Source organism: Bradyrhizobium sp. 215_C5_N1_1, assembly GCF_052075935.1.
Lineage (GTDB): Bacteria > Pseudomonadota > Alphaproteobacteria > Rhizobiales > Xanthobacteraceae > Bradyrhizobium > Bradyrhizobium barranii.
In genome coordinates this window covers 5,164,087-5,187,163 of sequence record NZ_CP197228.1, presented here as the reverse complement: position 1 = coordinate 5,187,163, position 23,077 = coordinate 5,164,087, and the positions used below count along the sequence as shown (strand labels likewise).

Below are 23,077 nucleotides of genomic sequence, written 5' to 3'. Positions count from 1 at the left end.
TCTTTTAGGGCCTAATCAACGCGCCGCAGGTTTCTCGATCAGCTTCTTGAGGCTGTCACGAGCCGGTTTGCTGTATCCGTCGCCAGTGCCCGAAGGCTGCTGTTCGGAATCAGCTTGATCATCATCTGGTTTGTTTTTCTTGAATCTCTTCAAGATGGTGTTCTCGGGGTCGTCAGGCAAGAGGGCCATCAGCCAATCCCCGGTTCCCTGGAGCACCACGCGAGATTTGGCTCCCGTGACCCAGTCCGGGCGCTGCTTGTCCGGCACCAGCCAGGTGAAGAACAGGAACGCGACCACGACGATCAAAAGCCCGCGAGCGAGGCCAAACAGGAAGCCCAGGGTGCGGTCCAGCGCGCCGATGCGCGAATCCAGGATCATGTCGGAGATCCGGACCGTGATCACGGAAACCACGACCAGGGTGCCCACGAACACGCCGGCGACCACGACGACGCTCGCCACCGTGTCGTTGTTGAAATAGGTCTTTGCGGTCGGCAGCAGCTTCGAGAACGAGTACAGCGTCACGATCGCCGCTGCGCCCCAGGCCGCGATCGACAGGATTTCGCGCATGAAGCCGCGGACCATGGCGAGCAGGCCCGAGATCAGCATCACACCGAGCAGGATCAGGTCGAGGAGTGTTACTGGCATCGGCTGGTCGGGTCCGCTCGTACTTCAAAGGTGCTCAGCGAATCGGTGCTTGGCCGTGGCCCTAAGTGAGGGCCAGACGGCGTTCCCGGCAAGGCCGCAACCACGCAATCCCATGCTGCTTTTGTGACGGCTGTATAGCGGTGGGGGCGGAGGACGTCACCTCCGCCTAACCCTCTCCACGGCGGAATCTTGCCGGTGTGGCATTTTTCTCCGCCGGCGGGCTCTGTTCGCCGCGGCGGGAGCCCCGGGCCGCGATCTCGGCCACCAGTGTCGTCAGGCTGTTGATCGCGTTCAGGGACAGTCCGGCGTCGCCGCCGGCATCGCCGCCCCGGGCCGATTCGGGCAGCACGGCGCGCTTGAAGCCGAGCTTGACCGCTTCCTTGAGCCGGGCCGGGGTCTGCGCCACCGGGCGGATGACGCCGGACAGCGAAATCTCGCCGAAATAGACGGCATCGGTGGGTAACTGCGCATTAACCAGGGATGAAACCAGTGCGGCCGCAGCGGCCATATCGGCCGCCGGCTCGTGGATGCGCAGGCCGCCCGCGACGTTCAGATAGACGTCGTGGCCGGACAGCTTGACCCCGCAATGGGCCTCCAGCACCGCCAGCACCATGGAGAGCCTGCTCTGATCCCAGCCGACCACCGCCCTACGCGGGGTGCCGAGCGAGGTGGGGGCGACCAAGGCCTGCAATTCGACCAGAACGGGCCTCGTGCCCTCGATGCCCGCGAAGACTGCGGTGCCCGGCGTGCCCAGGTCGCGCTCGGACAGGAACAGCTCGGAGGGATTGGTGACCTCGCGCAGGCCAAGGCCAGTCATCTCGAACACGCCGATCTCGTCGGTCGGGCCGAAGCGGTTTTTCACGGCGCGCAGGATGCGGAATTGCTGGGAGCCTTCGCCCTCGAAGGACAGCACCGCATCGACCATGTGCTCGACCACGCGGGGGCCGGCGATCTGGCCGTCCTTGGTGACATGGCCGACCAGGATGATGGCAGCACCCGTCTTCTTGGCGAAGCGGATCAGCGCCTGCGCCGAGGCGCGCACCTGGGTGACCGTGCCGGGCGCGGATTCCACCGTGTCGGTCCACATGGTCTGGATCGAGTCGATCACGATCAGCCGCGGCACCGCGCCTTCCGACAGCGTCGAGACGATGTCCTCGACAGAGGTCTCGGCCGCGAGCTGCACCGGCGCGTCCGACAGGCCGAGCCGCTCGGCGCGCAGGCGCACCTGGGCGACCGCCTCTTCGCCGGAGATGTAGACGATGCGGTGGCCGGCGCGCGCCATCATGCTGGTGGCCTGCGTTAGCAGCGTCGACTTGCCGATGCCGGGATCGCCGCCGACCAGCAGCACCGAGCCGCGGACGAAGCCGCCACCGGTGACGCGGTCGAGCTCGGTCATGCCCGAGGACAGGCGAGGAGCGTCCTGGGTCTTCCCCGACAGGCTCTCCAGCGCAAACGTCCGTCCCTTGCGCTTTGAGCGGATCGAGACCGGCACGCTGCCGGTCGTGTCCTCCTCGGCAAGCGTGTTCCACTCGCCGCAGGATTCGCACTTGCCCTGCCAGCGGTTATAGGCCGCGCCGCAGTTCTGGCAGACGAAGGAAAGCGTGTTCTTGGCCATGGGGACAGCGAGTCGAGGGTTTCAGGTTTGCTGATAGCACGGAATGACGGGCGAGACGGCGATCGCCGGCACCCCCATTAGCCCAATTCACCGCAGCCGATACACCCTTTGTTAGCTCTACGCCGCCGCGCCGTTCCGGACTTTGCCAAATGTTAGCGGACGCAGGTCCAGTTTCGAAACCGATACGGGATGGCGAAACGAATGACGGTAGTCTTGCGGATAATGCTCGCCGTGGGCATGGCCTGCGGCTTTCTTCTGCCGGTTGGCGGCGCCGTTGCGGCCGACGCCGGGCGTCTCAACATCGTTTTCGTCAACCCCGGCAAGACCGGCGAGGTCTACTGGGACATGGTCGCGCAGACCATGCAGGCCGCGGGCCGCAAGCTCGACGCGCATGTCGAGGTGCTGACCAGCGAGCGGAATTACCGCACCATGCAGGAGCTTGGCTTCGGCGTGGTGGCACGCGCCGACAAGCCGGACTTCCTCATCCTGTCGAATGAGGAATCCGCTGCCGTTCCCATCCTGGAAGCGGCCGAGGCCGCCGGGGTCAAGACGCTGCTGCTCTCGAACACGCTGATCGGCGACGACGCCGCGCGCCTCGGACCGCCCCGGCAAAAGCTCAAGACCTGGCTCGGCGACATCACGACGGATCTCCAGACCGCGGGTGCGAGGATGGCCAATGCCTTGATCAAAGTGGCGCGCGCCGAGAAATGGCAGAGCCCGGACGGCAAGATCCACATTCTCGGCATCGGCGGCGACGAGATCACGCCGGCCTCGATCGCCCGCAACGCCGGTCTCAAGCTCGCGGTGGACGCCGCGCCCGACGTGGTGGTGGACCGGATGCTGTTCGCCAACTGGACCCAGTCGGAGGCGGAGCAGGTCACCAGGAATTATCTGAGCTGGGCCGCGCGCAAGGAGATCCGGCCTGCCGGCATCTGGGCCGGAAACGATCCGATGGCGCTCGGCGCGCTTCGCGCGGTGGTCGCTGCCGGCCTCACGCCCGGCCGGAACATCCAGCTGGTCGGCCTCAACTGGTCGGAGGACGCGCTGCGCGAGATCAAGGCGGGCCGTCTGCTCATGACCGATGGCGGACATTTCCTGCTCGGCGGCTGGTCGATCGTCCTCCTGCGCGACTACGCCGACGGCTGCGACTTCGCGGCCGCATCGCCCCGCGTCGAGGCCAAGACGTCTGCGATCACGCGCGACAATCTCGCTGCGGTCGGGGACCTCATCAAGACGCGCGCCTTCGATCGGATCGATTTCGCGCGCTTCAGGGCGAGAGCGGGGCGCTGCGGCCAGTATGATTTCTCCATCGATGCGCTCATCTCTTCGCTGACGCTTCCGGAAGGCGCTGCTGACTGATGCGAAACGGTGACGACATGACCGATCCGGATCGCAAGCAGCAGGCGGCGGCGCCGTCGCGCTCGCGCTCGGTGGTCCGCGCGATGCTCTGGGCCACCGTGCCGGTGCTGCTGGTGGTGCAGCTGCTCGCCTCCGCCGGCGTCGAGGCATCGAGCTTCTGGTCGCAGATCAGGCAGCTCGACGCGCGCATTGCCCGCACGGCCGAGAGCCGCGCCGAGCTGATCGCCGAGCCGCTCTGGAAGATGCGCTACGATCAGGTCACGAGCGTCCTCAACGAGATCATGCACGACGAGACCATTGCCGCGGCGGCCGTTTATGACGACACCGGCGTCGCGATCGCCCGCGTGGTGGCGCGGCCGGCGGACCAGGCGGTATCGGAAGTCTCGCGTCCGATCCGCTACAGCAACGGCAACATCGCCGTGCAGGCCGGTCGTATCGCGATCGCCTATTCCTATGCGACGGTCTACACGGACACGGGCAGCCGGCTGATGTTGCTGCTGGTGGTCGGCCTGCTCGCGACATTTGCCACCCTGATCGCGATGCGGATCTCGGCCAACATCTTCATCGGCAAGCCGCTCACCGCGATCATGTCGGCGATCCAGCGCAGCAAGCAGGACGGGCGCGCCTATCCGGCCGACATCAAATCGACGAACGAATTCGGCCAGCTCGCGCGTGCCTTCAACGCCATGCAGCACACGACGTCGGGGGCGCTCGACCGGCTCGGGCACATGGCCGCGCACGATCCGCTCACGGGCCTGCCCAATCGTCGCTCGCTGTCCGAGCATCTGGTGACCCTGAGCGGCGATGCCGGCTCGCCGGACTCGCTGATCGCCTTCTGCTTCATCGATCTCGACGACTTCAAGGGCATCAACGACACCTTCGGCCATGATGCCGGCGACAAGTTCCTGGTGCACATCTCCGAGCGCCTTCGTGATGCGGTCGAACCGCAGGATTGGGTCGCCCGGCTCGGCGGCGACGAATTCGTCGTCATCCGCCCCGAGGTCAGCAATGAAGCGACCGCTCAGGCGTTCGCGCGCCAGCTGTTAGATGCGATTTCCGAGCCGATCCGGCTGCACGACAAGCAGGTCGTGCCGCGCGCCAGCATCGGCCTTGCCGTGCGCCGCGCCGGCGATCCCGAGCTGTCGCATTTGCCGGCGCTCGCCGACATCGCGCTCTACCATGCCAAGAGCAAGGCGCCGGGCACCGTCGCTGTGCTCGACGAAGCGCTTCAGCGCGACTATCGCCGCCGCCGGGACCTCGAGCTCGCCATTCCCGCGGGCTTCGCCGAGGGGCAGTTCGAGGTCTGGTATCAAAGCCAGGTCGACCTCGGGAGCCAGGCCGTTGTCGGCCTCGAGGCGCTGATCCGCTGGCGCCATCCCGAACTTGGCTTGATCGGTCCCGGCGAATTCCTGTCGCTGATCGAGCGCAGCGGCAACAATGCGCGGCTGACGCGCTACGTGCTGACCGATGCCTGTCGCGCGTTGCAGCGACTGGCATCCGCCGGCAGGCCGCAGATCCGGATCGCGATCAACCTGCCGCCGTCCGAGCTCGCCGACCATTCGCTCGCTGCCGAGCTGCGCGCGACCTGCGCGCGTTTCGATGTCGCGGCATCATTGCTGGAGCTCGAGATCACCGAGGGCTCGCTGATCAACAACATCGCCAGCGCCTCCGAGACGCTGCACCGCCTGCGGCGCCTGGGCGCAACCATCGCGCTCGACGATTTCGGCACGGGCTACAGCTCGCTCGCGCATCTCAGGCGGTTCCCGCTCGACAAGGTCAAGATCGACAAAGCCTTCATCAGCGAGATCCCTGACAGCGCGGAAGACAAGGCGATCGTCGGCGTCATCGCCTCGCTCGCCGGCACGCTAGGGCTGACGCTCGTCGCGGAAGGCATCGAGCGGCCCGAGCAGGCCGACGCCATGCGCGAGATGGGCGTGATGCTCGGGCAGGGTTATCACTACCATCGGCCGCAGCCGCTCGACGCCGTGCTGCAATGGCTCGAAAAGCAGGCGGTACCAACTGAGACAAGCCGCGTCCTCGCCGGCAGCCCGTCGATCGCGCCCGAATTCGCCGCCTGAGCGCGATTACGACTGCGTTGCGTTCCAGAGCATGGAGAGGCCCGCAGCGATCATGATCGCGTCCATCACCACGCGGAACATCTCCGGCTTGAGATGCAGCACGAAGCGCTTTGCGATGAAGGCGCCCGACATCAGCGAGGAGCCTGCGATCAGGCCCTTGATGAAGACGTCAGCGGTCAGCGCGCCGAAACGTTCGAAGGTCACGGACTTCGCGAAATAGAGGCCGAGTGAGGAGGCCGCTTCGGTTGCGAGGAAGGCGCCCTTGGACAGGCCGTAGAACAGGAACAGCGGCACGCTGAGCGGGCCGGTCGAGACCACGATGCCGGTGAGATAGCCGATGATCGCCCCGCCGATCGCGAGGTGCCAGAGATTGGCCTTGAGATCGTGCCGCGCCAGCCAGTGCCGCACCGGCACCATCGCGATCAGGAAGACGCCGATGGCGAGATCGACGGCGTGCGAGGGGAGCGCGAGCAGCGTGCGCGCGCCCAACACGGCGGCCGGAATGCCCGTCACCGAATAGGCCGCGCAGGCACGCCAGTCGACCTCGCGCCACCACGCCAGGATCCGCGAGAAATTCGCCATCACGGAGGCGACCGCCATGATCGGCACGGCTTCCTTCGGCCCATAGGCATAGACCAGCACCGGCATCAGCATGATCGACGACCCCGTGCCGACGATGCCTGAGACGGTGCCGGCGATCAGGCCGACGATGAGGACGAAGAGAAAGGCCAAGGTGCTCTCCACGAATCGGGAGAGTTTAGCCGTGGCCGGCGATGCGGGCGATCCATTCCAGGCGAGGGAACCAATCGCTCAGCGCATGCCATCCCGGCCGGCCGTCAGCCTTGCTCGTCCATGATGCGCAGCTTCTCGACGCGGCGGCGAAAATCCTCGTCCGTCGAGAACTCGGCCGAGAGATAGGACGAGACCAGATCCACGGCGAGCCAGGCGCCGACGATCTGCGCTCCGATGCACATGACGTTGACGTCGTCATGCTCGACGCTCTGATGGGCGGAATGAACATCGTGGCAAACCGCGGCGCGGATGCCCTTCATCTTGTTGGCTGCGATCGAGGCTCCGACGCCGGTGCCGCACACCATGATGCCGCGTGCGGCTTCGCCTGACGTCACCTTCTGAGCCACGGCCCGCGCGATGTCGGGGAAGTCCACCGGCTTGTCGTCATGGGAGCCGACATCGACGATGTCGTGGCCGAGGCTGCGGATGTGATCGATAACGGTCTGCTTGAGCGGCCAGCCGGCGTGGTCGGATCCGATGACGAGACGCATGTGATGTCCTTCTTGATTTTATGTTGGTCGTGACAGCCTCTTCGCGGCTGCCACGATTTTCCCTGGTTTCAGCTGCGCATGTCGGGCGGCAGCTCGACCCCGTGGAATTTCTTGTAGATCGCGTTGAGCTTGCCGTTCTTGACGTTCTCGGTGATCCAGGCGTTGAGCTTGTCCATCAGGCGCTGCTCGCCCTTCTTCAGGCCGATCGCGAGGTCGAAGGTCGCCAGCGGGATCCGGGATTCGAACACGCGCGACGGGTTCTTCACCCCGATCTGGTTGATGATCGTCGCCGACGAGGCGACGCAGTCGACCTGGCCGGAGACGGCCGCCGTCACCATCGTGGCGTCGTCGTCGTAGCGCGAGATCTTGAGGTCCTTGTCCTTCATGTTGGACAGGGTGGTGTCCTGCGTGGTGCCGCGGGAGACGCCGATCGACTTGTCCTTCAAGTCGGGCCAGTCCTTGACGGTCGAGGATTTCAGGCAACCGACGTCGGATTGCAGCGTCGCATAGCGCTTGGTGAAGTCGATGACCTTGGCGCGATCGGGCGTCACCGACAAGGTCGAGATGATGATGTCGGCCTTGCCGGTCAGGACGTTGGGGATGCGTGTCGCGCCGGTGGTCTGGATGAATTCGAGCTCGAGCCCCCAATCCTTGGCGAGCAGTTGCGCCACTTCGACGTCGGAGCCGGTCGGCTTCATGCTGCTGTCCATCATACCCGAGGGCGGAATGGCGACGTCCGTCGAGATGCGGATCTTCTTGGCCTGCGTGATGTCGTCGAGCAGATCGGCCGATGCCGGCGTGGCTGATATCATGACGAGGCCGAACAGCGCGGTGGCGGTCCCCAGCAGTGTCTTGTTTGTCATCCTTGGTTCTCCTCTCCTGTTATGATTTTAAGTTTCCAGTGCCCACGAATTGCGTGAGTTCGGGCGTCGCCGGCGACGTCAGGATCGAGGCGGGGCCGGTCTCGTGGACCTTGCCGCGATGCATGAAGACGATCCGGTCGGCGATGCCTTTGGCAAAACCCATCTCATGGGTGACCATCACCATGGTCATGCCGTCCGCCGCCAACTGCTCGATCACCTTCAGCACCTCGCCGGTGAGCTCGGGATCGAGCGCGGAGGTGACCTCGTCGAACAGCATCACCTTCGGCTGCATCGCGAGCGAGCGGGCGATCGCCGCGCGCTGCTGCTGGCCGCCCGAGAGCTGCTCGGGATAGGCGTGCAGTTTCTCGTCGAGCCCGACCTGCGCGAGCACTTTTCGGGCGAGGTCCCTGGCTTGCGAGGTGGCCATGCCCTTCACGGCGCAGGGGGCGAGCGTGATGTTCTGTTCGATGGTGAGGTGCGGAAACAGATTGTAGCTCTGGAACACAATGCCGACGTCCTGGCGCAGCGCGCGCAGATCGACATCAGGGCGGTCGACGCGATGCCCGCACACAACGATCTCGCCGCCGTCCACCTTCTCGAAGCGGTCGATGCAGCGCAGCGCCGTGCTCTTGCCGGAGCCGGAGCGGCCGATCAGTGCCAGCACCTCGCCGCGTTCGACGGCAAAGGAGACGCCATCGAGCACCCGGAGCGGGCCAAAGCTCTTCTGCACGTCGCGGAGCGACACGATCGGTTCGGAGGAGGAGGGGTTTTTCTGCATGTCAGGCTGGTGCGAGGTTGGACCTGCCACGCCCCATCCGCCGTTCCAGCTTCTGGCTGAACAGGGATAGGGGATAGCACATGGCGAAATAGACGACGGCGATGATCGCGTAGATGGCGAACGGCTCGAACAGCGAGTTGTTGACGATCTGGCCCGACCGCATCAGCTCGACGAAGCCGACCACGGAGGCGAGCGAGGTATTCTTGATGATCTGCACCATGAAGCCGACGGTCGGCGGCGTCGCGATGCGGATCGCCTGCGGCAGGATCACCTTCAGCATGCGCTGGGTCCGGCTCAGCGCGAGTCCTTCGGCGGCCTCCCATTGCGGCTTCGGCACCGACTGGATGCAGCCGCGCCAGATCTCGCCGAGATAGGCCGAGACATAGAGCGTGAGCGAAGCGCCGGCGGCAGCTAACGGCGAGACCTTGAGGCCGATCGCGGCGAGGCCGAAATAGCCGAGGAACAGGATGACGAGCAGCGGCGTACCCTGGATCAGCTGGACGTAGACGCCGCTAGCGATCCGCACCGATTTGAGCGGCGAGATGCGCGCGAGCGCGATCACGAAGCCGACGATGCCGCCGCCGATCAGCGCGATCACGGACAGGCCAATCGTCCACAGCGCGCCCTGGCCGAGGAACATCAGATGATTGATGTTGAGATGTCCGCCCATGGTCATCTCACAACGGCGTGCCGAGCCGGCGCCGGCGCGGAAACAGCGCGAGGCCGAGGCCCCAGAAGCCCGCGCGCATCACCAGCGACAGGATGACGTAGAGCACGGCGACGATGATGTAGGTCTCGAACGCGCGATAGGTGTCCGACTGGATGTAGTTGGCGACGGCGGTGAGTTCTTCCGCCGAGATCTGCGAGCAGACCGAGGAGGCCAGCATCAGCAGCACGAACTGGCTGGTCAGCGCCGGATAGACCTTCTCGATCGCCGGCAGCAGGATGATGTGCCAGTAGATTTGCAGGCGCGACAGGGCCAGTCCTTCGGCGGCCTCGATCTGTCCGCGCGGGATCGCTTCGAAGCCGGCGCGCATGATCTCGGCAGTGTAGGCGCCGACATTGATCGTCAACGCGGCCACCGCCACGGTGAAGGCGGAGAATTTCAGGCCGAGGCTGGCGAGGCCGAAATAGACCAGGAAGATCTGGACCAGCAGCGGCGTGTTGCGGATGGTCTCGACATAGACTTTGCAGGCGCCCGCGATCAGCGAGCTTCGCGAGCCGCGGCCGACGGCCGCGAGCGTGCCGAACAGGGCGCCGAGCACCGTCGCAAAGGCCGCCAACTCCAGCGTCAGCGCCGCGCCGGCCAGAAAATTCGGCCAACGCTCCAGCACCGCGGGAAAGTCGAGTTGGAGGCTCATCGTATCGGCTTCAGCCCGTCACCTGGTTGGTCATGCGGTCATAGACGCGGAACAGCGCTTGATTGCCGTTGCTGCCTTCGCCATGGGCGCGCGCATCGACATATTGGCTGGTGACGAGCGCGGTGCCGGGCAGCGGCACGCTCAGCACCTGTGCGTGCTCCTGCACCAGGCGGAGATCCTTGAGTTGGAGATCGATCCGGAAGCCGGCGGAGACGTCGCCCGCGATCATTGCGGGGCCGAGCTTGTCAAGCATCCAGGACGCGGCGGAGCCGCCGAGCAGAACGCGACGCAGCAGATTGAGATCGATGCCGGAAGCGCGCCCGAGCGCTAGTGCCTCGCAGATCGCCTGGATGTTGATGCCACAGATCAACTGATTGCAGAGTTTCACGGTCTGACCGGCGCCGGCCGCGCCGACATGCGTGATGGTCGTGCCCATCGCGCGGAAGAACGGTTCGGCCTGGGCGAAAGCGGCCGCATCACCGCCGGCCATGATCGAGAGCGCGGCGTTCTTGGCGCCCACCGGCCCACCCGAGACCGGTGCGTCGATGAAGCTGACGCCGGCCTTTTGCAGGTCGGCATGGATGCGGCGGACGGCGACCGGCGAGATCGTGCTCATGTCGACGATCAGCTTGCCGGGCGGGGGAGACTTCAGGAGACCATGTTCGCCGTAAACGGTCGCCTCGACATGAGGCGTGTCGGGCAACATGGTGATGACGATGTCAGCGCCTTGCGCGGCGTCGGCGGGGCTGTTGGCGCCGGCCGCGCCTTCCTTGACGCTGTCGGCCAAGGCTGCTTCGTTGAGATCGAAGACACGAACCGCATGCCCGGCCACCAGGAGGTTGCGCACCATCTCGCGGCCCATCGTGCCGATGCCGATGAAGCCGACATTGCCCTTGTCGTTCCGTCCCATGTCAGTCGTCCGTTTCTTGGTTGATTGGTTTCTTGCTTGTTGGCCTGCCGCGATCAGCCTGAGGCGCTGGTCTTGTCGATGTCGCCGACGACGGCGCGCCTGCGGTATTCGTCGCCGATGGCAAAATGCTTGCGCAGCGTCGCATCTGCTCGCTCGGGGTCGCGCGCGATGATCGCGTCGAAGATGCGCCGGTGGTCGTCGATCAGGTACGTCTTCATCGACGGGAAGGCCTGCACCAGCTCGCGGCGGCTGCGATGCGAATGCGTCAGCAGTCCCGCCAGCGAACCGTGCAGGACCGTCAGCGTTTCCGAATGCGATGCCACGACGATGGCGCGATGGAATTCGAAGTCGGCCATGCCGCCGGCATCCGCCTCGTCGATCGTCTCTCCGATCTTCGCGAGCGCACGCTGCAGGCGTTCGAAATCGGCGATGTTGGCGCGCTCGCAGGCGAGCCGGATCGCCTGACACTCGATCGCGACGCGCGCCTGCATGACGTCATCGAGCATGTCGGCCTGCTGGGCGAGCGCGAAGGTGAAGAAGTCGTTCAGCACTGAGACGTCCGGCTGTGTCACCACAGTGCCGATGCGGTCGCGGATCTCGACGATGCCGAGCACGGTGAGGGCGCGCAGCGCTTCGCGGACGATCGGCCGGCTGACGCCGAGGAGGGTCGCCAGCTCGCGCTCGGAAATCAGGCGGTCGCCGGGCTTGAGCGAGCCCGCAAGCAGGCGTTCGCGCAGGAAGGCGAACACCTTCTCGAACCCTTTTTCGCCCTCAGCGGCCCGCTTCACTTCCATCCCGGTCTCTTTTTGGTCTGATCTTGGTCAGACCAGTAGGCTAACCAGAGCGTCGGCGTCAAGAGCCTTGGTTAATTGCGGGTGTCGCAGGCGCGGCCAATCCGATCGGTTCCCCGGCCGGATCCTTCAAATTTGAGGCGTATTGATCGGAGCGCTCACTCAAAGAACTTGAGGTCCGCGATGCCCGATCATCGTTCTTTCTCCGCCCTCGACCGTCATGCGGCGCTCAGCGGATCCGACAACGGCTTTCCCTGGTATGCGAGCGCGATGCTCGCGGTCGAAGCGAGCGAGGTGGTGCGGCTGCGCTGCGAGAAGCTCAGCCACGGCGACGAGGGCGCCCGGCAGGAGGCCGCGCTGATGGTCAGCGAGAAGATCGCCGCGGCTTTCGAGGCGGCCGCGAGCCTGCTTGCGGGAGCAACGCCGGCCGCCATCGTCCAGCGCTATCGCGAGCACGTGGCCGCGAACGCCAGGCGGCTGTCCGCGAACGAGGCTCCATGACCGAGTTGCGCTGCTGACAGCATGTTGGCAGCAGGGGCAGGCTACGACCATCTCCTGACAAAACGGAGAGCGGGTCCATGCCGATCGAGGCAAGCTGTCATTGCGGTGAGACGGTGTTCGAGGTGACGGAGGTGCCGGCGAGCGTGACGCGCTGCACCTGCTCACTCTGCGTCAAGCGGGGCGCGTTGTGGGCCTATTACACGCCGGCGCAATTTCGCCTGCTGTCGCCGCCGGAAAATGTCGCGACCTATCTCTGGGGCAGCCGCACGGTCAAACATCATTTCTGCGCGAGCTGCGGCTGCGGTACCTATTCGGAGTCGCCGGACTGGTCGACCGGCAAGGCCGATTTCGACAATCCCAAGGTTGCCGTGAACGCGCGGCTGTTCGACGATTTCGATCTCGATGCCGTGCCGGTGAATATGATCGACGGCAGGAATTTGTGGTGAGCATGCAGGGCGCGCGCATGTCCGCTGCGCGTTTGTGACCTTGAGGCGATTTTGAAAAGCTGATTTGGTCCGGCCCCAGAGAAAAAGGGGGGAAGCCACGATGCGTCTTTTTGCGCGAGTGATGCTCGCAATGTGTCTGGCCGTTGCAGCCGGCTTCAACGCGCAGGCGCAGACCAAACCGAAGGTCACGACATCGGGACCTGACTTCCTCAAGGCCGCGCTGTTCGTCGGCAACAGCTTCTTCTACTACAACAACGGCATGCCCGGGCATCTCTCCTTCATGGAGCGCGCGGCTGATGCTGACAACAAGGCGGCGTACCGCAACACCATGGCCACGATCGGCGGCTCCGGCCTCGATTGGCACGACATGGACAACCTGCTGCGGCCGGGCGGCATCGGCGCCTATTCCTTCGACGACCAGAACAACGTCGTCTTCAACAAGCCGGGCAGGCAGTTCGATGCCGTCGTCATGATGGATTGCAGCCAGTGCCCGATCCATCCGCAATTGAAGGACGCGTTCGCGACCTTCGCCAAGAAGGACAGCGAGATCGTCCGTGCCCACGGCATGCGGCCGGTGTTCTTTATGTCCTGGGCCTATGCCGACAAGCCGGAGATGACCGAGGCTCTGGCCGAGGCCTATACGACCGCGGGCAATGCCAACGATGCGCTCGTGATCCCCGCAGGCCTCGCCTTCGCGCGCGTGCGCAAGCTCCAGCCGGAACTCAATCTCTATGCGCCGGACAAGCGGCACCCGAGTCCGGCGGGCACGTACCTCGCAACCTGCGTGACCCTCGCCGCGCTGACCGGGCGCTCGCCGGTCGGCAACTCCTATACGATAGGCTTGGATGCGGAGACCACCCAACTGCTGCAAAAGGCGGCGTGGGATACGGTGCAAGACTATTACGGGCGGTGATCTCGGGTGATCTCGTAGGGTGGGCAAAGCGACTTGTCCACCGTAGCTCGAAGAGCGAAGGCGGAAGCGTGCCCGCCACCTTACTCGCGATAGAAGATGGTGGGCACGGCGCGAGAGCGCCTTTGCCCACCCTACGGCACCGTCAACGCTCCTTCAGCACCACCCACGCCGGCGCGTGATCGCTCGCACCATCTTCGCCGCGCACCTTCTTGTCGACACCTGCCCTGGCCAGCCGCGAGACGAGGGCAGGGCTGAGCAGGAGATGATCGAGCCGCAGGCCGGCATCGCGCGGCCAGCGGTTTCGCTTGTAGTCCCAGAACGTGTAGATGCGCTTGTCCGGATTCAGTTCGCGGATCGCATCACACCAACCCTGTTCAATGAGCGAGGCAAATGCAGCGCGGCTCTTCGGCTGAATCAAGGCATCCTTGTCCCATGACCGCGTCGGATAGATGTCGATCTCATCAGGCGCGACGTTGTAGTCGCCGGCGAGCACCACGGGCAGATCCTGCTTGATGAAGGTCTTGGCGTGGCGCTTGAGCCGCGCGAACCAGTCGAGCTTGTAGTCGAATTTCGGTCCCGGCTGCGGATTGCCGTTCGGCAGGTAAATGCTGGTGACGATGATTCCGCGCACGGCGGCCTCGATGTAGCGGGCTTCGCGATCATCAGGCTTTCCCGGCAAGCGATCGCGCGTGAGAATGGGCTCGGCATTGCGGGCGAGGATGGCGACGCCGTTCCACGTCTTCTGTCCACACCACACCGCGCCGTAGCCGGCCCTTTCGATGGCTGCCGCCGGAAATTCGCCGTCGGCTGCCTTCAGTTCCTGGAGCGCGACGACATCAGGCTTCGCCGCGCTCAGCCAACGCAACAGGTTGGGCAGGCGGCGGTTGACATTGTTGATGTTGAACGTCGCGATCCTCATGGGCCCAACGACTGGAAATCTTCAGAAATGACTCGCAACCGTTGTCATCGGCGTTCCACGATGTATGCTTACAACCCAAAATTGCCGATCGACACGATGGAGGTTTGACGATGACCAAGCTTTGCCTTGCCGTAGTCGTGGCCGCAACCGCATTTTCCGGAGTGGCTCTTGCTGCCGAGAAAATGGAAATCGCCTGTAGGGTGGAATATTTCAAATACTGCCCCAGTGTCGTGCCGGGGGGCGGGCGCATTGTTGCTTGCCTGAACAGGTACAGGAGCCATATCGGCAACGCGTGCAAAGAGAGCATGGATGCGTGGGTTATCGATAACAAGGTGCGCGGATAATCGAGCGCGATGAGATCGACGAAGCGTCATCGCCCCTAGCGACATCAGGCTTCGCCGCGCGGTCGTAGGACAGATTCGGTTGACGTTGAGTGCCGCAATCTTCATGTAGAGATTGCGGCCGCGGTCGTTTGCGCCGCCACCGGAGATCCAAATCCATGTTGAAGTCCAGTCTGAGCCTCGCCATCGTCGCATTCGTCGTCGCGTTCTCCGGTGTCTCGTCGGCACAATCGTCCGATCCACGCGGCGCGTGCAAGGCGGACTATGACAAATTCTGCGCCGGCATCGCGCCCGGTGGCGGCAAGATCATCGCCTGCCTCAACGCCAAGCGCGATCAGCTCAGCGCGTCCTGCAAGACGGCGCTCGACAGCCGGAAGAAGTAAGTCTCGTGTCCCGGACGCGGCGCAGCGTGTGACGCTGCTCCGCAGAGCCGGGACCCAGAAAGCGACAGAGTACGGTGCAAGGAGATGGCCCCGGCTCTGCAGCGCATTGCTGAAGGAGCGCTGCGCCGCGCCCGAAGAACGGTCGCGTCCCTAACTCGGCAGCGGCGGCGGGCTCGCGGGCTGCTCGATCGGCGGCGGGGAGGGCGGCTGCTCGGCCGTCGGCGCGGGCTCCGGCTTGACCAGCGGCTCCACCTCATTGCCGCCCTTGTAGACGCGGGCGTAGCGGTGGCCGAGGCTGGTCAGCACCTCGTAGCCGATCGTACCGAAATGATGCGCGAGCTCGTCGACGGTGATGCCTTCGCCGAGCAGCGTCACCATGTGGCCGCGCCGCGCCGCATTCGGGGCCAGGTCGGTGATGTCGATCGCGATCAGGTCCATCGAAACGCGGCCCGCGACCGGGCAGCGCTTGCCGGCGACAACGACCTCGGCGCCGCGGGTGCCGTCATTGGAGCTGGCGGCGCGGAAATAGCCGTCGGCATAGCCGACCGCGATGATCGCGAGTTTTGTCGGCCGCCGCGCGGTCCAGGTGCCGCCATAGCCGACGGTCTCGCCGCGCTCGACATTGCGGGTTTGCACGATGCGCGCCTTGAGGTCGACCACGGGCTGCATCGGGTTGTCGGCCTCAGGCGTCGGGTTGACGCCGTAGAGCGCTGCGCCCGGCCGCACCAGGTCGAACTGGAAGGGCGCGCCGAGGAAGATTCCGGAGGAATTGGCAAGCGCAGCCGGCACGCCGGAAAATTCGCTGGCGATACTGCGGAAGGTTGCCAGCTGTTTTGCATTCACGGGACTGTTGAGCTGCTCGGCCGAGACCAGATGGCTCATCACCAGCGTGATGCCGTGATCGCCGGCGTTGATGCGGGGGATGATGGCCTGCGCGTCCGCAAGCGTCAGCCCGAGCCGGTTCATGCCGGTGTCGATGTGAACAGCGGCGCCTCCGGTCCAGCCGGTGCGGCGGCAGAACACGTCCCATTCGGCAAGCTCGTTGAGATCGCCGATCACCGGCCGGCAATTGATCCTGGCGTAGTGCTCGCCGGTGTTCTGGAAATAGCCGCCGAGCACGTAGATCGCGGCCTCCGGCACGGCTTCGCGCACAGTGCGCGCTTCCTCGATGGTGGCGACGAAGAAGGTCTTGCAACCGGCCTTGCTAAGGGCCCGCGAGACCTGCGCGGCGCCGCAGCCATAGGCATCGGCCTTGATCACGGCCGAGCATTCGGCCGGCACGGCCGTCTTCTCAAGCTTGCGCCAATTGGCGATGATGGCGTCGAGATCGACGGTGAGCACGCCGCCATAGGCTGCGAGCGCGGCAGCCTGATTGGCCTCCGCGGAGAGGAGGCCGGATTGCGGGATCATTTTCGGGTCGGACGCCATTGTCATGGCGCCGTTTTACGCAAGAGGCCGGTCTGGTTCAAGGAACTCAGTAGTCGTTGCCGCTGCGAACCGGCAACTGACTGTCAGGCGCGAGGTCGCCGAACCTGGTGACCGAGGCTTCGAACGCCAAATCGACGGTGCCGGTCGGGCCGTGGCGCTGCTTGCCGATGATGACCTCGGCTTTTCCGTGCGCAAGACTCATGTCAAGCTGCCACTTCTCGTGTTCAGGCGTGCCTGGGCGGGGCTCCTTCATCGCGAGGTAATATTCCTCGCGGTAAACGAACAGGACGACGTCGGCGTCCTGCTCGATTGATCCGGATTCACGCAAGTCGGAGAGCTGCGGCCGTTTGTCGTCGCGGGATTCGACTTGGCGTGAGAGCTGGGACAGCGCGATCACGGGAACGTTGAGCTCCTTGGCCAGCGCCTTCAGGCTGGTCGTGATCTCCGTGATTTCCTGTACTCGGTTGTCACTCCGCTTGCCGGATCCGGAGAGCAACTGGATGTAGTCGATCACGAGGAGATCGAGGCCCTTCTGCCGCTTCAGCCGGCGCGCGCGTGCCATCAGCTGCGCGATCGACAGGCCGCCGGTCGCGTCGACATAGAACGGCAGCGACTGCAGCTCGATCGAGACTTCCCGGATCTTGTCGAAATCGGCTTCCGAGATGCCGCCGCGGCGGATGTGGGAGGAGGGAATGCCGGTGCGCTCGGCGACGATACGCGTGGCGAGCTGGTCGGCCGACATTTCGCAGGAGAAGAAGCCGATCACGCCGCCATTGGCGGCCTTCATGGTGCCGTCAGCCTGGACCTCGCCGACATAGGCCTTGGCGACGTTGTAGGCGACGTTGGTCGCCAGCGAAGTCTTGCCCATGCCCGGGCGTCCGGCCACAATGATGAGGTCGGAGTGCTGGAGGCCGCCCATCTTGGTGTCGAGGTCGCGCATGCCGGTCGAGATGCCGGACAGCTTTCCATCGCGCTGGAACGCTTTGGCCGCGAGATCGACCGCGACCGCCAACGCCTGCGAGAATTTCTGGAAGCCGCCGTCATAACGGCCGGATTCGGCGAGTTCGTACAGGCGGCGCTCGGCGTCCTCGATCTGCGCCCGCGGTGCGAAGTCGACCGGCGCGTCATAGGCGACATTGACCATGTCCTCGCCGATGCCGATCAGGTCGCGTCGCAGCGCCAGATCATAGATGGTGCGGCCGTAGTCCTGGGCGTTGATGATGGTGGTCGCTTCCGCCGCGAGCCGCGCCAGATATTGCCCGATGGTCATGCCGCCGACATCGGTGTCGGCCGGGAGGAACGTCTTCAGCGTGACGGGCGTGGCGATCTTGCCCATCCGGATCAGGCTGCTGGCCGTCTCGTAGATGGTCTGATGCAGCGGCTCGAAATAATGCTTCGGCTCGAGGAAGTCGGAGACGCGGTAGAAGGCGTCGTTGTTGACCAGGATCGCGCCGAGAAGGCTCTGTTCCGCCTCGATATTATGCGGCGCGCTCCGATACGCCGGAGTTCCGGGCTCGGGCGCGAGTTTGAGGACGTTCGAATCAGTCAGGGCCATGGTCGAGCGTTAGCAATTTTCTGGGGCGGATACGGGGCCGGGATAAAGCGCCGCCTCAGGCCAAAGCGGAAGCAAAAGCTGACCGCTATCAACCGCTCAGTTAAAATGGTGGATGATTGGCAGCCGCGGCACGCGCCGCGCTTGACGGTTTTTGCGGAACTCGCCCGTCCCGGAAGCGGCCGTGACCGCCCCACGGAAAACTCCGGGTGACATGAACCTAATGGATTGGCGCGCAGACGTATCAAGAAGCGCGCGAAATGACGCACGCCGGGAGCTTTGGGCTCGGATTCAGACCAGCAGGAGGTAGACCAGCGCAACCAGGGCCGCTCCGACGCCGGTGGCGATCAGGGCGTAATCGGTGCGGAGGTCGTCCTGCACGTCGAATGAGGTTTGGGTCCGCTTGCTCATGGCGACGGTCTAAGCCGGGCCCGACGAGACTTATGTGAAACAGATCACATCTCCCCGGATTCTTTCGGGGTACGACCCGGAACAGGAAGGCGGGCGGGGGGTTGTCTCCCGCCACCAGGGAACGAGGCGAGCGATGCGGCCAGAACGGCAGCAGAATTGGCGAAGCGAGGCGGCCAGCCGGCTTTGGCTGTCGTGCCTCATCGCGGCCATGCAGCACGCCGAGCGGCCCGAAGTGCGGCGCGAGCCGGTCTCGCCCGAGACTCTTGCGGAGCTGAGGGCGCAGCTGGCGTTAACAGCCTCTTTCCGATCGTCCCAGATCTCGACCCTGCGTCATTAGGATTCATTCACCAACCAGCGTCAGGCCCGGGTTCGGCGTTGCCTTCGCGCGCACGATGACGGGTGTCTGCGGCGTCGTGACTTTGCGACGATGTGCCGCTTCCGACAGGCGACGCGTCGTCTCACGAGGCCACCGGCACTCGAACGAGCTGCAGCGCTATTGCGCTGTGATCACAGCCGATATTCCAAAAGCGCTTAATCACATCCTTGCGTATGGAGGCTGCTTCCATTCGCGGCTCAATCCGCTAAAAGGTGACCCGCCGCCGCGCCTTATGCCGGCTGCATTCGCGTAAATTCAATGGAGATGATGGGAATGTCGAGCCGAGCGCTCAGCCTCGCGACGGTATTGCTTCTGATCGGCTTCGGCGCGACCGATACCGTCCTTGCGCAGGCGACGAACCTCGAGGCCGGCAAGGCCCCATCCCAGCTTTTCGCGCAGACCTGCAGTGCCTGCCACAAGAGCCCGCGCGGCCTGTTGAAGACGGTGGCGCCGGGCTCGCTGCCAGGCTTCTTGCGCCAGCACTACACGACCAGCTCCGACATGGCCGGCGTGCTCGCGTCCTATCTCGTCTCCAACGGTGCCACCGACACCCGCTACCAGGCCAAGGACGGCAAGGACAAAAAGGACGGCGCCAAGGAGAAGGAAGCCAATACCGCGCCGGACCATCAGGGGCGCCGCCAGCGCTCCCAGGACGCAGCCAAGCCGGACGGCGAGGCTGCCGCTCCCGCGTCCGAGGGGGCGCGTCAGAAGCGCGCGGCACGGCCACCCGAGGAGGGATCGAAGGAAGGTGCGAGGCCCGAGGGCCAGGCAGCGCCCGAGGGACGCAAAGCTAAGCGTCGCGCCAAGCCCGGGACCGAGGAAGCACCGAAGGTCGACGCCGCCGCGCCGGCCATTGAAGACAAGAAGAGCGAGCCGAAGGCCGAGACCAAGCCCGACACGGCCAAGGTCGAGCCCGGCCGTGACGAGGCGAAGCCCGAGAACAAGCCGGCGGAGAAGCCGGCTGAGGCCAGGCCGGATAGTGCCAAGGTCGAGCCGCGCGGCAGCGATACTCCGGCGCTGCGGCCCGATCCGGTACCGCAGGTCACGCCTGCTGCACCGTCTGCCGCCGCGAAGCCCGCCGAGGCCAAGCCGGCGGAGGAGGCTGCTCCCAAGCCGGCCGCGAGCTCCGAACCGGCAGCCAAGCCGCAGGAGCCTGCACCGCCCGCGACCGCTGCGGCCCCGCCCGCGGCGCCAGCCGACTCGTCCGGTCCGCCCACACCGCCGATTTCGCGCTAAGCGAGCCAGATTTTCCGTCGATTTGCGAAGGCCGCACGCATCGTGGCCTTCGCATCGTCTTGACCACAATTGGAGCGTTACTCTAGAGTAATGCTCTAGGAGGCGTCGATGACGACGAGCGTGCGTGACGACCTGTTGGCGGCCGGGCTTTTCGTGTTCGACCGCGTCGGCTTCGAAGCCGCGACGGTGGCAGCGATCCGCGCCCGGGCACGCGCCTCCAACGGTAGCTTCTTTCATGTCTTCGGATCGAAGAAGGAACTGGCCGGTGCGCTGTTCCTGGAGGTGCTGCGGCACTATCACGCCGCGGTGCTGGCCGCGCTCGATCCGATGCCCAGTGCCGGGCAGGGCATCGATCGGTTGATCCGGGCCCATCTCGACTGGGTGGTGTCGAGCCGGCGCGAGGCCCGCTATCTCTTCGAGATATCGCGCAGCGAATGGAGCGAGGACGTCCGCGACGCTCAGCGCGCGCAGAATGCGCGCCTTGCCGAAGGCATCGAGCGCTGGCGCGCGCCGTTGGTTGCCGGTGGCGAGCTTTTGCCGATGACGCCGGTGATGTTCGTCAGCCAGCTCATCGGCCCTGCCCAGATATTCTGCCGCGCCTTTCTCTCGGGACGTGACCGCGCCGATCCGCGCTGCGAAGCCGACACGCTTGTCGCCTGTGCCAACCGTGCGCTTCGCCCGCCCGATCGCATCCACAAGCAATAGGAGAAGCCGCATGCGAGCCGAAGCAGATCCCGAATTCGGTCCGATCGCCGAGCGCATCCACGCCAATGTCGGCCGGCAGGGGTTTATGAACCTGGTGGGCGCCGAGCTCTCGGAATTGTCGCGCGGCACCTGTACGATTGCGGTCGCGCGCCGGCCCGAGCTGCTCCAGCAGCACGGCTTCTTCCATGGCGGCGTCACCGCCTTCCTGGTCGACAACGCCACAACGATCGCAGCGGCGACCTCGCGCGGCCAGCCGGCGTTGACGGCGGAATACAAGCTCAATCTGTTGTCGCCGGCAATCGGCGAGAAACTGATCTGCCGGGCCAGGGTGATCAAGCCGGGCCGCCAGGTTTCGGTGGTCGCGGCCGACGTGTTTTGCGTCAACGACGGTGTCGAGAAGCATACGGCAACTGCGCTCGCCTCGATCGCGATGCTGAGCGAGGACGTCGCCGCGAAAACAAAAAGCCCGGCCGCCTGAGGCGGCCGGGCGTCGCAACCTGCGCGAACGCGGGTCTTACTTCTCGGTCTCGTCCGCAGCCGGCGCCGGCTCGTCGTCCTGCTGGGCTTCCGGATCGAAGAACTCGCCGGCGGCGGCGATCGCTTCGGCGGCCGCATCGCGGTCCTCGTTGCGGGTCGAGATGTCCTCGCCGCGGTTGATGCGCTCGGCCTCGTCCTGGCTGCGCGCAACCGTGACGGAAACCTCGACCTCGACCTCGGGGTGAACGGCGACGGTGATGGTGTGCTTGCCGATGGTCTTGATCGGCGCGTCGAGCTGCACTTGCGGGCGCTCAAGCGAGACACCGTCGGCTTCGAACGCAATGACGACGTCGCGCACCGTGACCGAGCCGAACAGCTGGCCGGCTTCGGAAGCCTGACGGATCACGATGATGTTCTTGCCTTGGATCTTCTCGGCGACCTTGGACGCCTCGCCCTTGGACTGGAGGTTGCGAGCCTCGAGATCGGCCTTCATGCCGTCGTACTTGGCGCGGTTGTCGGCGGTGGCGCGCAGCGCCTTGCCGCGCTTGAGCAGGAAATTGCGGGCATAGCCGTCGCGAACCTTCACGACTTCGCCCATCTGGCCGAGCTTGCTCACGCGTTCCAGCAAAATGACTTCCATATTCGTTCTCCTTTGAAGTGTTGAGTGAGTTGGGTTTTGGGGTTGAACTTAAGAGGTTGGCAGCGGCGGTGGCTGGCGGCTGCGCAGGAAGCGCTCGCGGAAGCCGAACACGGCATCCGCAAGGCCGAGGATCACCATCGCGATGACGGGCCAGCCGAACACCACGACGACGGCATAGGTCGAACCGAGCCAGAAGGTGCGGCTCTTCAGCGCCAGCGTCAGCGTATGCAGCACGGCAAATCCGGTCAGCGCATAGCCCATCATCAGCGCCGCCGTCGTGATCTGCGCGACCATCGCGAGCAACCCGCCGGTGAAGCAGAACGCGAGCGCGATGCAGAGCGCCACCAGCGTCATCGGCGGCAGCTCGGCCGTCATCATGTCCGGCCACGGACGCAGCAGGCGGCCCGATGTCGCCGTTATCTTGCCGCTGAGCCAGAGATTGAGGGTGAGCGTCATCATCGCGACGATGGTGGCGGCGGCCGGAGCGATGAGCACCAGCGCGTCGACGAACTGACCGGCTTCGCCTGACGTCTGCGGGTCGGCGGTGCGGAGCAGGCGCATCAAGCCGCGCCGCAGCGTGCCGGTGATGGTCTCGGCGTCGGTGCCGAGGGTGAGCAGGGCGGCGATCGTGGTCAGCGCGGCGAAGCCCGCGATCCACAGCAGGATGCGGCCGACCGGATACCATTCGAGCTCGGGCTCGGCCGGCGGCTCGGTGGTGGCTTCCGGCGCGACGGGTCCAACCCGCCGGCTGAGCAGGACGAGATGGCCGAGCCACCACGCGGGCAGCGCGACGGTCACGGCAAAGGCGATGCAGTAGGGCAGGCCGAACAGGGCCCCGAGGCCGATCGCAGCTGCGATGCCGCCGAGGCTCGCGCAAAGCGGGCCCCAGCCGATCGAGGCGACCATCAGCGGTAGCGGCGCGAGATAGAACAGGACGAGCGAGATCAGCGCGCCCGATACGATCGAGGCGAACATCAGGGCCGACGCAGCGCCGGCGATCAGAGCTATCAGTCCAAGAGTCATCATCAGCTGTCCCGCTCCCTTCGAGCGGTTAGAGGCATCTTGC

The 23,077-nt window shown here is 65.2% G+C and carries 25 protein-coding genes; 9 read left to right on the top strand and 16 right to left on the bottom strand.

Annotated features, from left to right (window positions below; all coding sequences use genetic code 11):
- Positions 1-15 precede the first annotated feature (15 nt).
- Together AB7G19_RS25195 and radA are read right to left on the bottom strand one after the other, a co-directional pair.
- Positions 16-645, bottom strand: a complete 630-nt coding sequence (locus tag AB7G19_RS25195) for a CvpA family protein (RefSeq protein ID WP_071914705.1) — start codon at positions 643-645, stop codon at positions 16-18.
- A gap of 166 nt (positions 646-811) precedes the next feature.
- Positions 812-2,260, bottom strand: coding sequence for a DNA repair protein RadA (gene radA, locus AB7G19_RS25190; RefSeq protein WP_354117583.1), 1,449 nt, complete (start codon positions 2,258-2,260; stop codon positions 812-814).
- Positions 2,261-2,461: 201 nt separating this feature from the next.
- Between radA and AB7G19_RS25185 the strand changes: the two genes are divergently transcribed.
- Together AB7G19_RS25185 and AB7G19_RS25180 are read left to right on the top strand one after the other, a co-directional pair.
- Entirely contained in the window at positions 2,462-3,619 is a 1,158-nt protein-coding gene (locus tag AB7G19_RS25185) for an ABC transporter substrate-binding protein (RefSeq protein WP_439034761.1), read from the top strand.
- The gene (locus AB7G19_RS25180) at positions 3,619-5,697 is read left to right on the top strand and encodes a putative bifunctional diguanylate cyclase/phosphodiesterase (RefSeq protein ID WP_439034762.1); all 2,079 of its coding nucleotides are present in this window, start codon (positions 3,619-3,621) and stop codon (positions 5,695-5,697) included. The genes AB7G19_RS25185 and AB7G19_RS25180 overlap by 1 nt, the downstream gene beginning before the upstream one ends.
- Positions 5,698-5,703: 6 nt before the next feature.
- Here AB7G19_RS25180 and AB7G19_RS25175 read toward each other — a convergent pair whose 3' ends face one another.
- From AB7G19_RS25175 to AB7G19_RS25140, 8 genes are all read right to left on the bottom strand, one after another.
- Positions 5,704-6,429, bottom strand: a complete 726-nt coding sequence (locus tag AB7G19_RS25175; RefSeq protein WP_439034763.1) for a sulfite exporter TauE/SafE family protein — start codon at positions 6,427-6,429, stop codon at positions 5,704-5,706.
- Positions 6,430-6,533: 104 nt separating this feature from the next.
- Positions 6,534-6,980, bottom strand: a complete 447-nt coding sequence (gene rpiB / locus AB7G19_RS25170; protein WP_085402833.1) for a ribose 5-phosphate isomerase B — start codon at positions 6,978-6,980, stop codon at positions 6,534-6,536.
- 68 nt (positions 6,981-7,048) lie between these two features.
- Positions 7,049-7,843 carry a transporter substrate-binding domain-containing protein gene (locus AB7G19_RS25165; protein WP_071914695.1) on the bottom strand — a complete coding sequence of 265 codons (795 nt, stop codon included), beginning with the start codon at positions 7,841-7,843 and terminating at the stop codon, positions 7,049-7,051.
- Between the two features lie 19 nt (positions 7,844-7,862).
- Positions 7,863-8,621 carry an amino acid ABC transporter ATP-binding protein gene (locus tag AB7G19_RS25160; RefSeq protein ID WP_439034764.1) on the bottom strand — a complete coding sequence of 253 codons (759 nt, stop codon included), beginning with the start codon at positions 8,619-8,621 and terminating at the stop codon, positions 7,863-7,865.
- A gap of 1 nt (position 8,622) precedes the next feature.
- A complete protein-coding gene (locus AB7G19_RS25155; RefSeq protein ID WP_439034765.1) occupies positions 8,623-9,291 on the bottom strand; it encodes an amino acid ABC transporter permease in 669 nt (222 codons plus the stop codon).
- A gap of 7 nt (positions 9,292-9,298) precedes the next feature.
- A complete protein-coding gene (locus AB7G19_RS25150; protein ID WP_439034766.1) occupies positions 9,299-9,982 on the bottom strand; it encodes an amino acid ABC transporter permease in 684 nt (227 codons plus the stop codon).
- 10 nt (positions 9,983-9,992) lie between these two features.
- Positions 9,993-10,946, bottom strand: coding sequence for an NAD(P)-dependent oxidoreductase (locus tag AB7G19_RS25145; RefSeq protein WP_441268838.1), 954 nt, complete (start codon positions 10,944-10,946; stop codon positions 9,993-9,995).
- The gene (locus tag AB7G19_RS25140; RefSeq protein WP_208086404.1) at positions 10,946-11,686 is read right to left on the bottom strand and encodes a FadR/GntR family transcriptional regulator; all 741 of its coding nucleotides are present in this window, start codon (positions 11,684-11,686) and stop codon (positions 10,946-10,948) included. Before AB7G19_RS25140 ends, AB7G19_RS25145 begins: the two co-directional genes overlap by 1 nt.
- Before the next feature lie 180 nt (positions 11,687-11,866).
- On the opposite strand from AB7G19_RS25140, the gene AB7G19_RS25135 reads away from it, so the two are divergent.
- The 3 genes from AB7G19_RS25135 (at position 11,867) to AB7G19_RS25125 (ending at position 13,543) form a co-directional block, all read left to right on the top strand.
- Positions 11,867-12,184, top strand: coding sequence for a hypothetical protein (locus AB7G19_RS25135; protein ID WP_208086405.1), 318 nt, complete (start codon positions 11,867-11,869; stop codon positions 12,182-12,184).
- A 77-nt stretch (positions 12,185-12,261) separates the two neighbouring features.
- Positions 12,262-12,630 (top strand): GFA family protein, encoded by a 369-nt coding sequence (locus tag AB7G19_RS25130; protein WP_441268198.1) that lies wholly within the window; start codon positions 12,262-12,264, stop codon positions 12,628-12,630.
- 100 nt (positions 12,631-12,730) lie between these two features.
- Positions 12,731-13,543 carry a DUF4886 domain-containing protein gene (locus AB7G19_RS25125; protein ID WP_208086406.1) on the top strand — a complete coding sequence of 271 codons (813 nt, stop codon included), beginning with the start codon at positions 12,731-12,733 and terminating at the stop codon, positions 13,541-13,543.
- 142 nt (positions 13,544-13,685) lie between these two features.
- Here AB7G19_RS25125 and AB7G19_RS25120 read toward each other — a convergent pair whose 3' ends face one another.
- Positions 13,686-14,462 carry an exodeoxyribonuclease III gene (locus AB7G19_RS25120; protein WP_208086407.1) on the bottom strand — a complete coding sequence of 259 codons (777 nt, stop codon included), beginning with the start codon at positions 14,460-14,462 and terminating at the stop codon, positions 13,686-13,688.
- A gap of 68 nt (positions 14,463-14,530) precedes the next feature.
- Positions 14,531-14,911 (bottom strand): hypothetical protein, encoded by a 381-nt coding sequence (locus tag AB7G19_RS25115; RefSeq protein ID WP_208086408.1) that lies wholly within the window; start codon positions 14,909-14,911, stop codon positions 14,531-14,533.
- A gap of 50 nt (positions 14,912-14,961) precedes the next feature.
- Here AB7G19_RS25115 and AB7G19_RS25110 point away from each other — a divergent pair, with 50 nt between their 5' ends.
- Entirely contained in the window at positions 14,962-15,186 is a 225-nt protein-coding gene (locus AB7G19_RS25110; RefSeq protein ID WP_071914679.1) for a cysteine rich repeat-containing protein, read from the top strand.
- Between the two features lie 150 nt (positions 15,187-15,336).
- Here the strand turns inward: AB7G19_RS25110 and alr are convergent, their stop codons facing one another.
- Complete coding sequence (gene alr / locus AB7G19_RS25105) at positions 15,337-16,614, bottom strand: alanine racemase (RefSeq protein ID WP_441268837.1); 1,278 nt, start codon at positions 16,612-16,614, stop codon at positions 15,337-15,339.
- Between the two features lie 46 nt (positions 16,615-16,660).
- The gene (locus tag AB7G19_RS25100) at positions 16,661-18,169 is read right to left on the bottom strand and encodes a replicative DNA helicase (RefSeq protein WP_063983703.1); all 1,509 of its coding nucleotides are present in this window, start codon (positions 18,167-18,169) and stop codon (positions 16,661-16,663) included.
- A 1,057-nt stretch (positions 18,170-19,226) separates the two neighbouring features.
- On the opposite strand from AB7G19_RS25100, the gene AB7G19_RS25095 reads away from it, so the two are divergent.
- The 3 genes from AB7G19_RS25095 to AB7G19_RS25085 all read left to right on the top strand — a co-directional run bounded on the left by AB7G19_RS25095 (position 19,227) and on the right by AB7G19_RS25085 (position 21,372).
- Positions 19,227-20,189 carry a hypothetical protein gene (locus AB7G19_RS25095; protein ID WP_441268197.1) on the top strand — a complete coding sequence of 321 codons (963 nt, stop codon included), beginning with the start codon at positions 19,227-19,229 and terminating at the stop codon, positions 20,187-20,189.
- A gap of 108 nt (positions 20,190-20,297) precedes the next feature.
- Complete coding sequence (locus tag AB7G19_RS25090; protein ID WP_441268196.1) at positions 20,298-20,894, top strand: TetR/AcrR family transcriptional regulator; 597 nt, start codon at positions 20,298-20,300, stop codon at positions 20,892-20,894.
- A gap of 10 nt (positions 20,895-20,904) precedes the next feature.
- Positions 20,905-21,372: a PaaI family thioesterase gene (locus AB7G19_RS25085; RefSeq protein ID WP_441268195.1), complete on the top strand. Its 468-nt coding sequence runs from the start codon at positions 20,905-20,907 to the stop codon at positions 21,370-21,372.
- Between the two features lie 36 nt (positions 21,373-21,408).
- Here AB7G19_RS25085 and rplI read toward each other — a convergent pair whose 3' ends face one another.
- Both rplI and AB7G19_RS25075 read right to left on the bottom strand, forming a co-directional pair.
- Positions 21,409-22,011 (bottom strand): 50S ribosomal protein L9, encoded by a 603-nt coding sequence (gene rplI / locus AB7G19_RS25080; protein ID WP_063983702.1) that lies wholly within the window; start codon positions 22,009-22,011, stop codon positions 21,409-21,411.
- A gap of 48 nt (positions 22,012-22,059) precedes the next feature.
- Positions 22,060-23,037 carry a hypothetical protein gene (locus AB7G19_RS25075; RefSeq protein ID WP_063983701.1) on the bottom strand — a complete coding sequence of 326 codons (978 nt, stop codon included), beginning with the start codon at positions 23,035-23,037 and terminating at the stop codon, positions 22,060-22,062.
- Positions 23,038-23,077 lie beyond the last annotated feature (40 nt).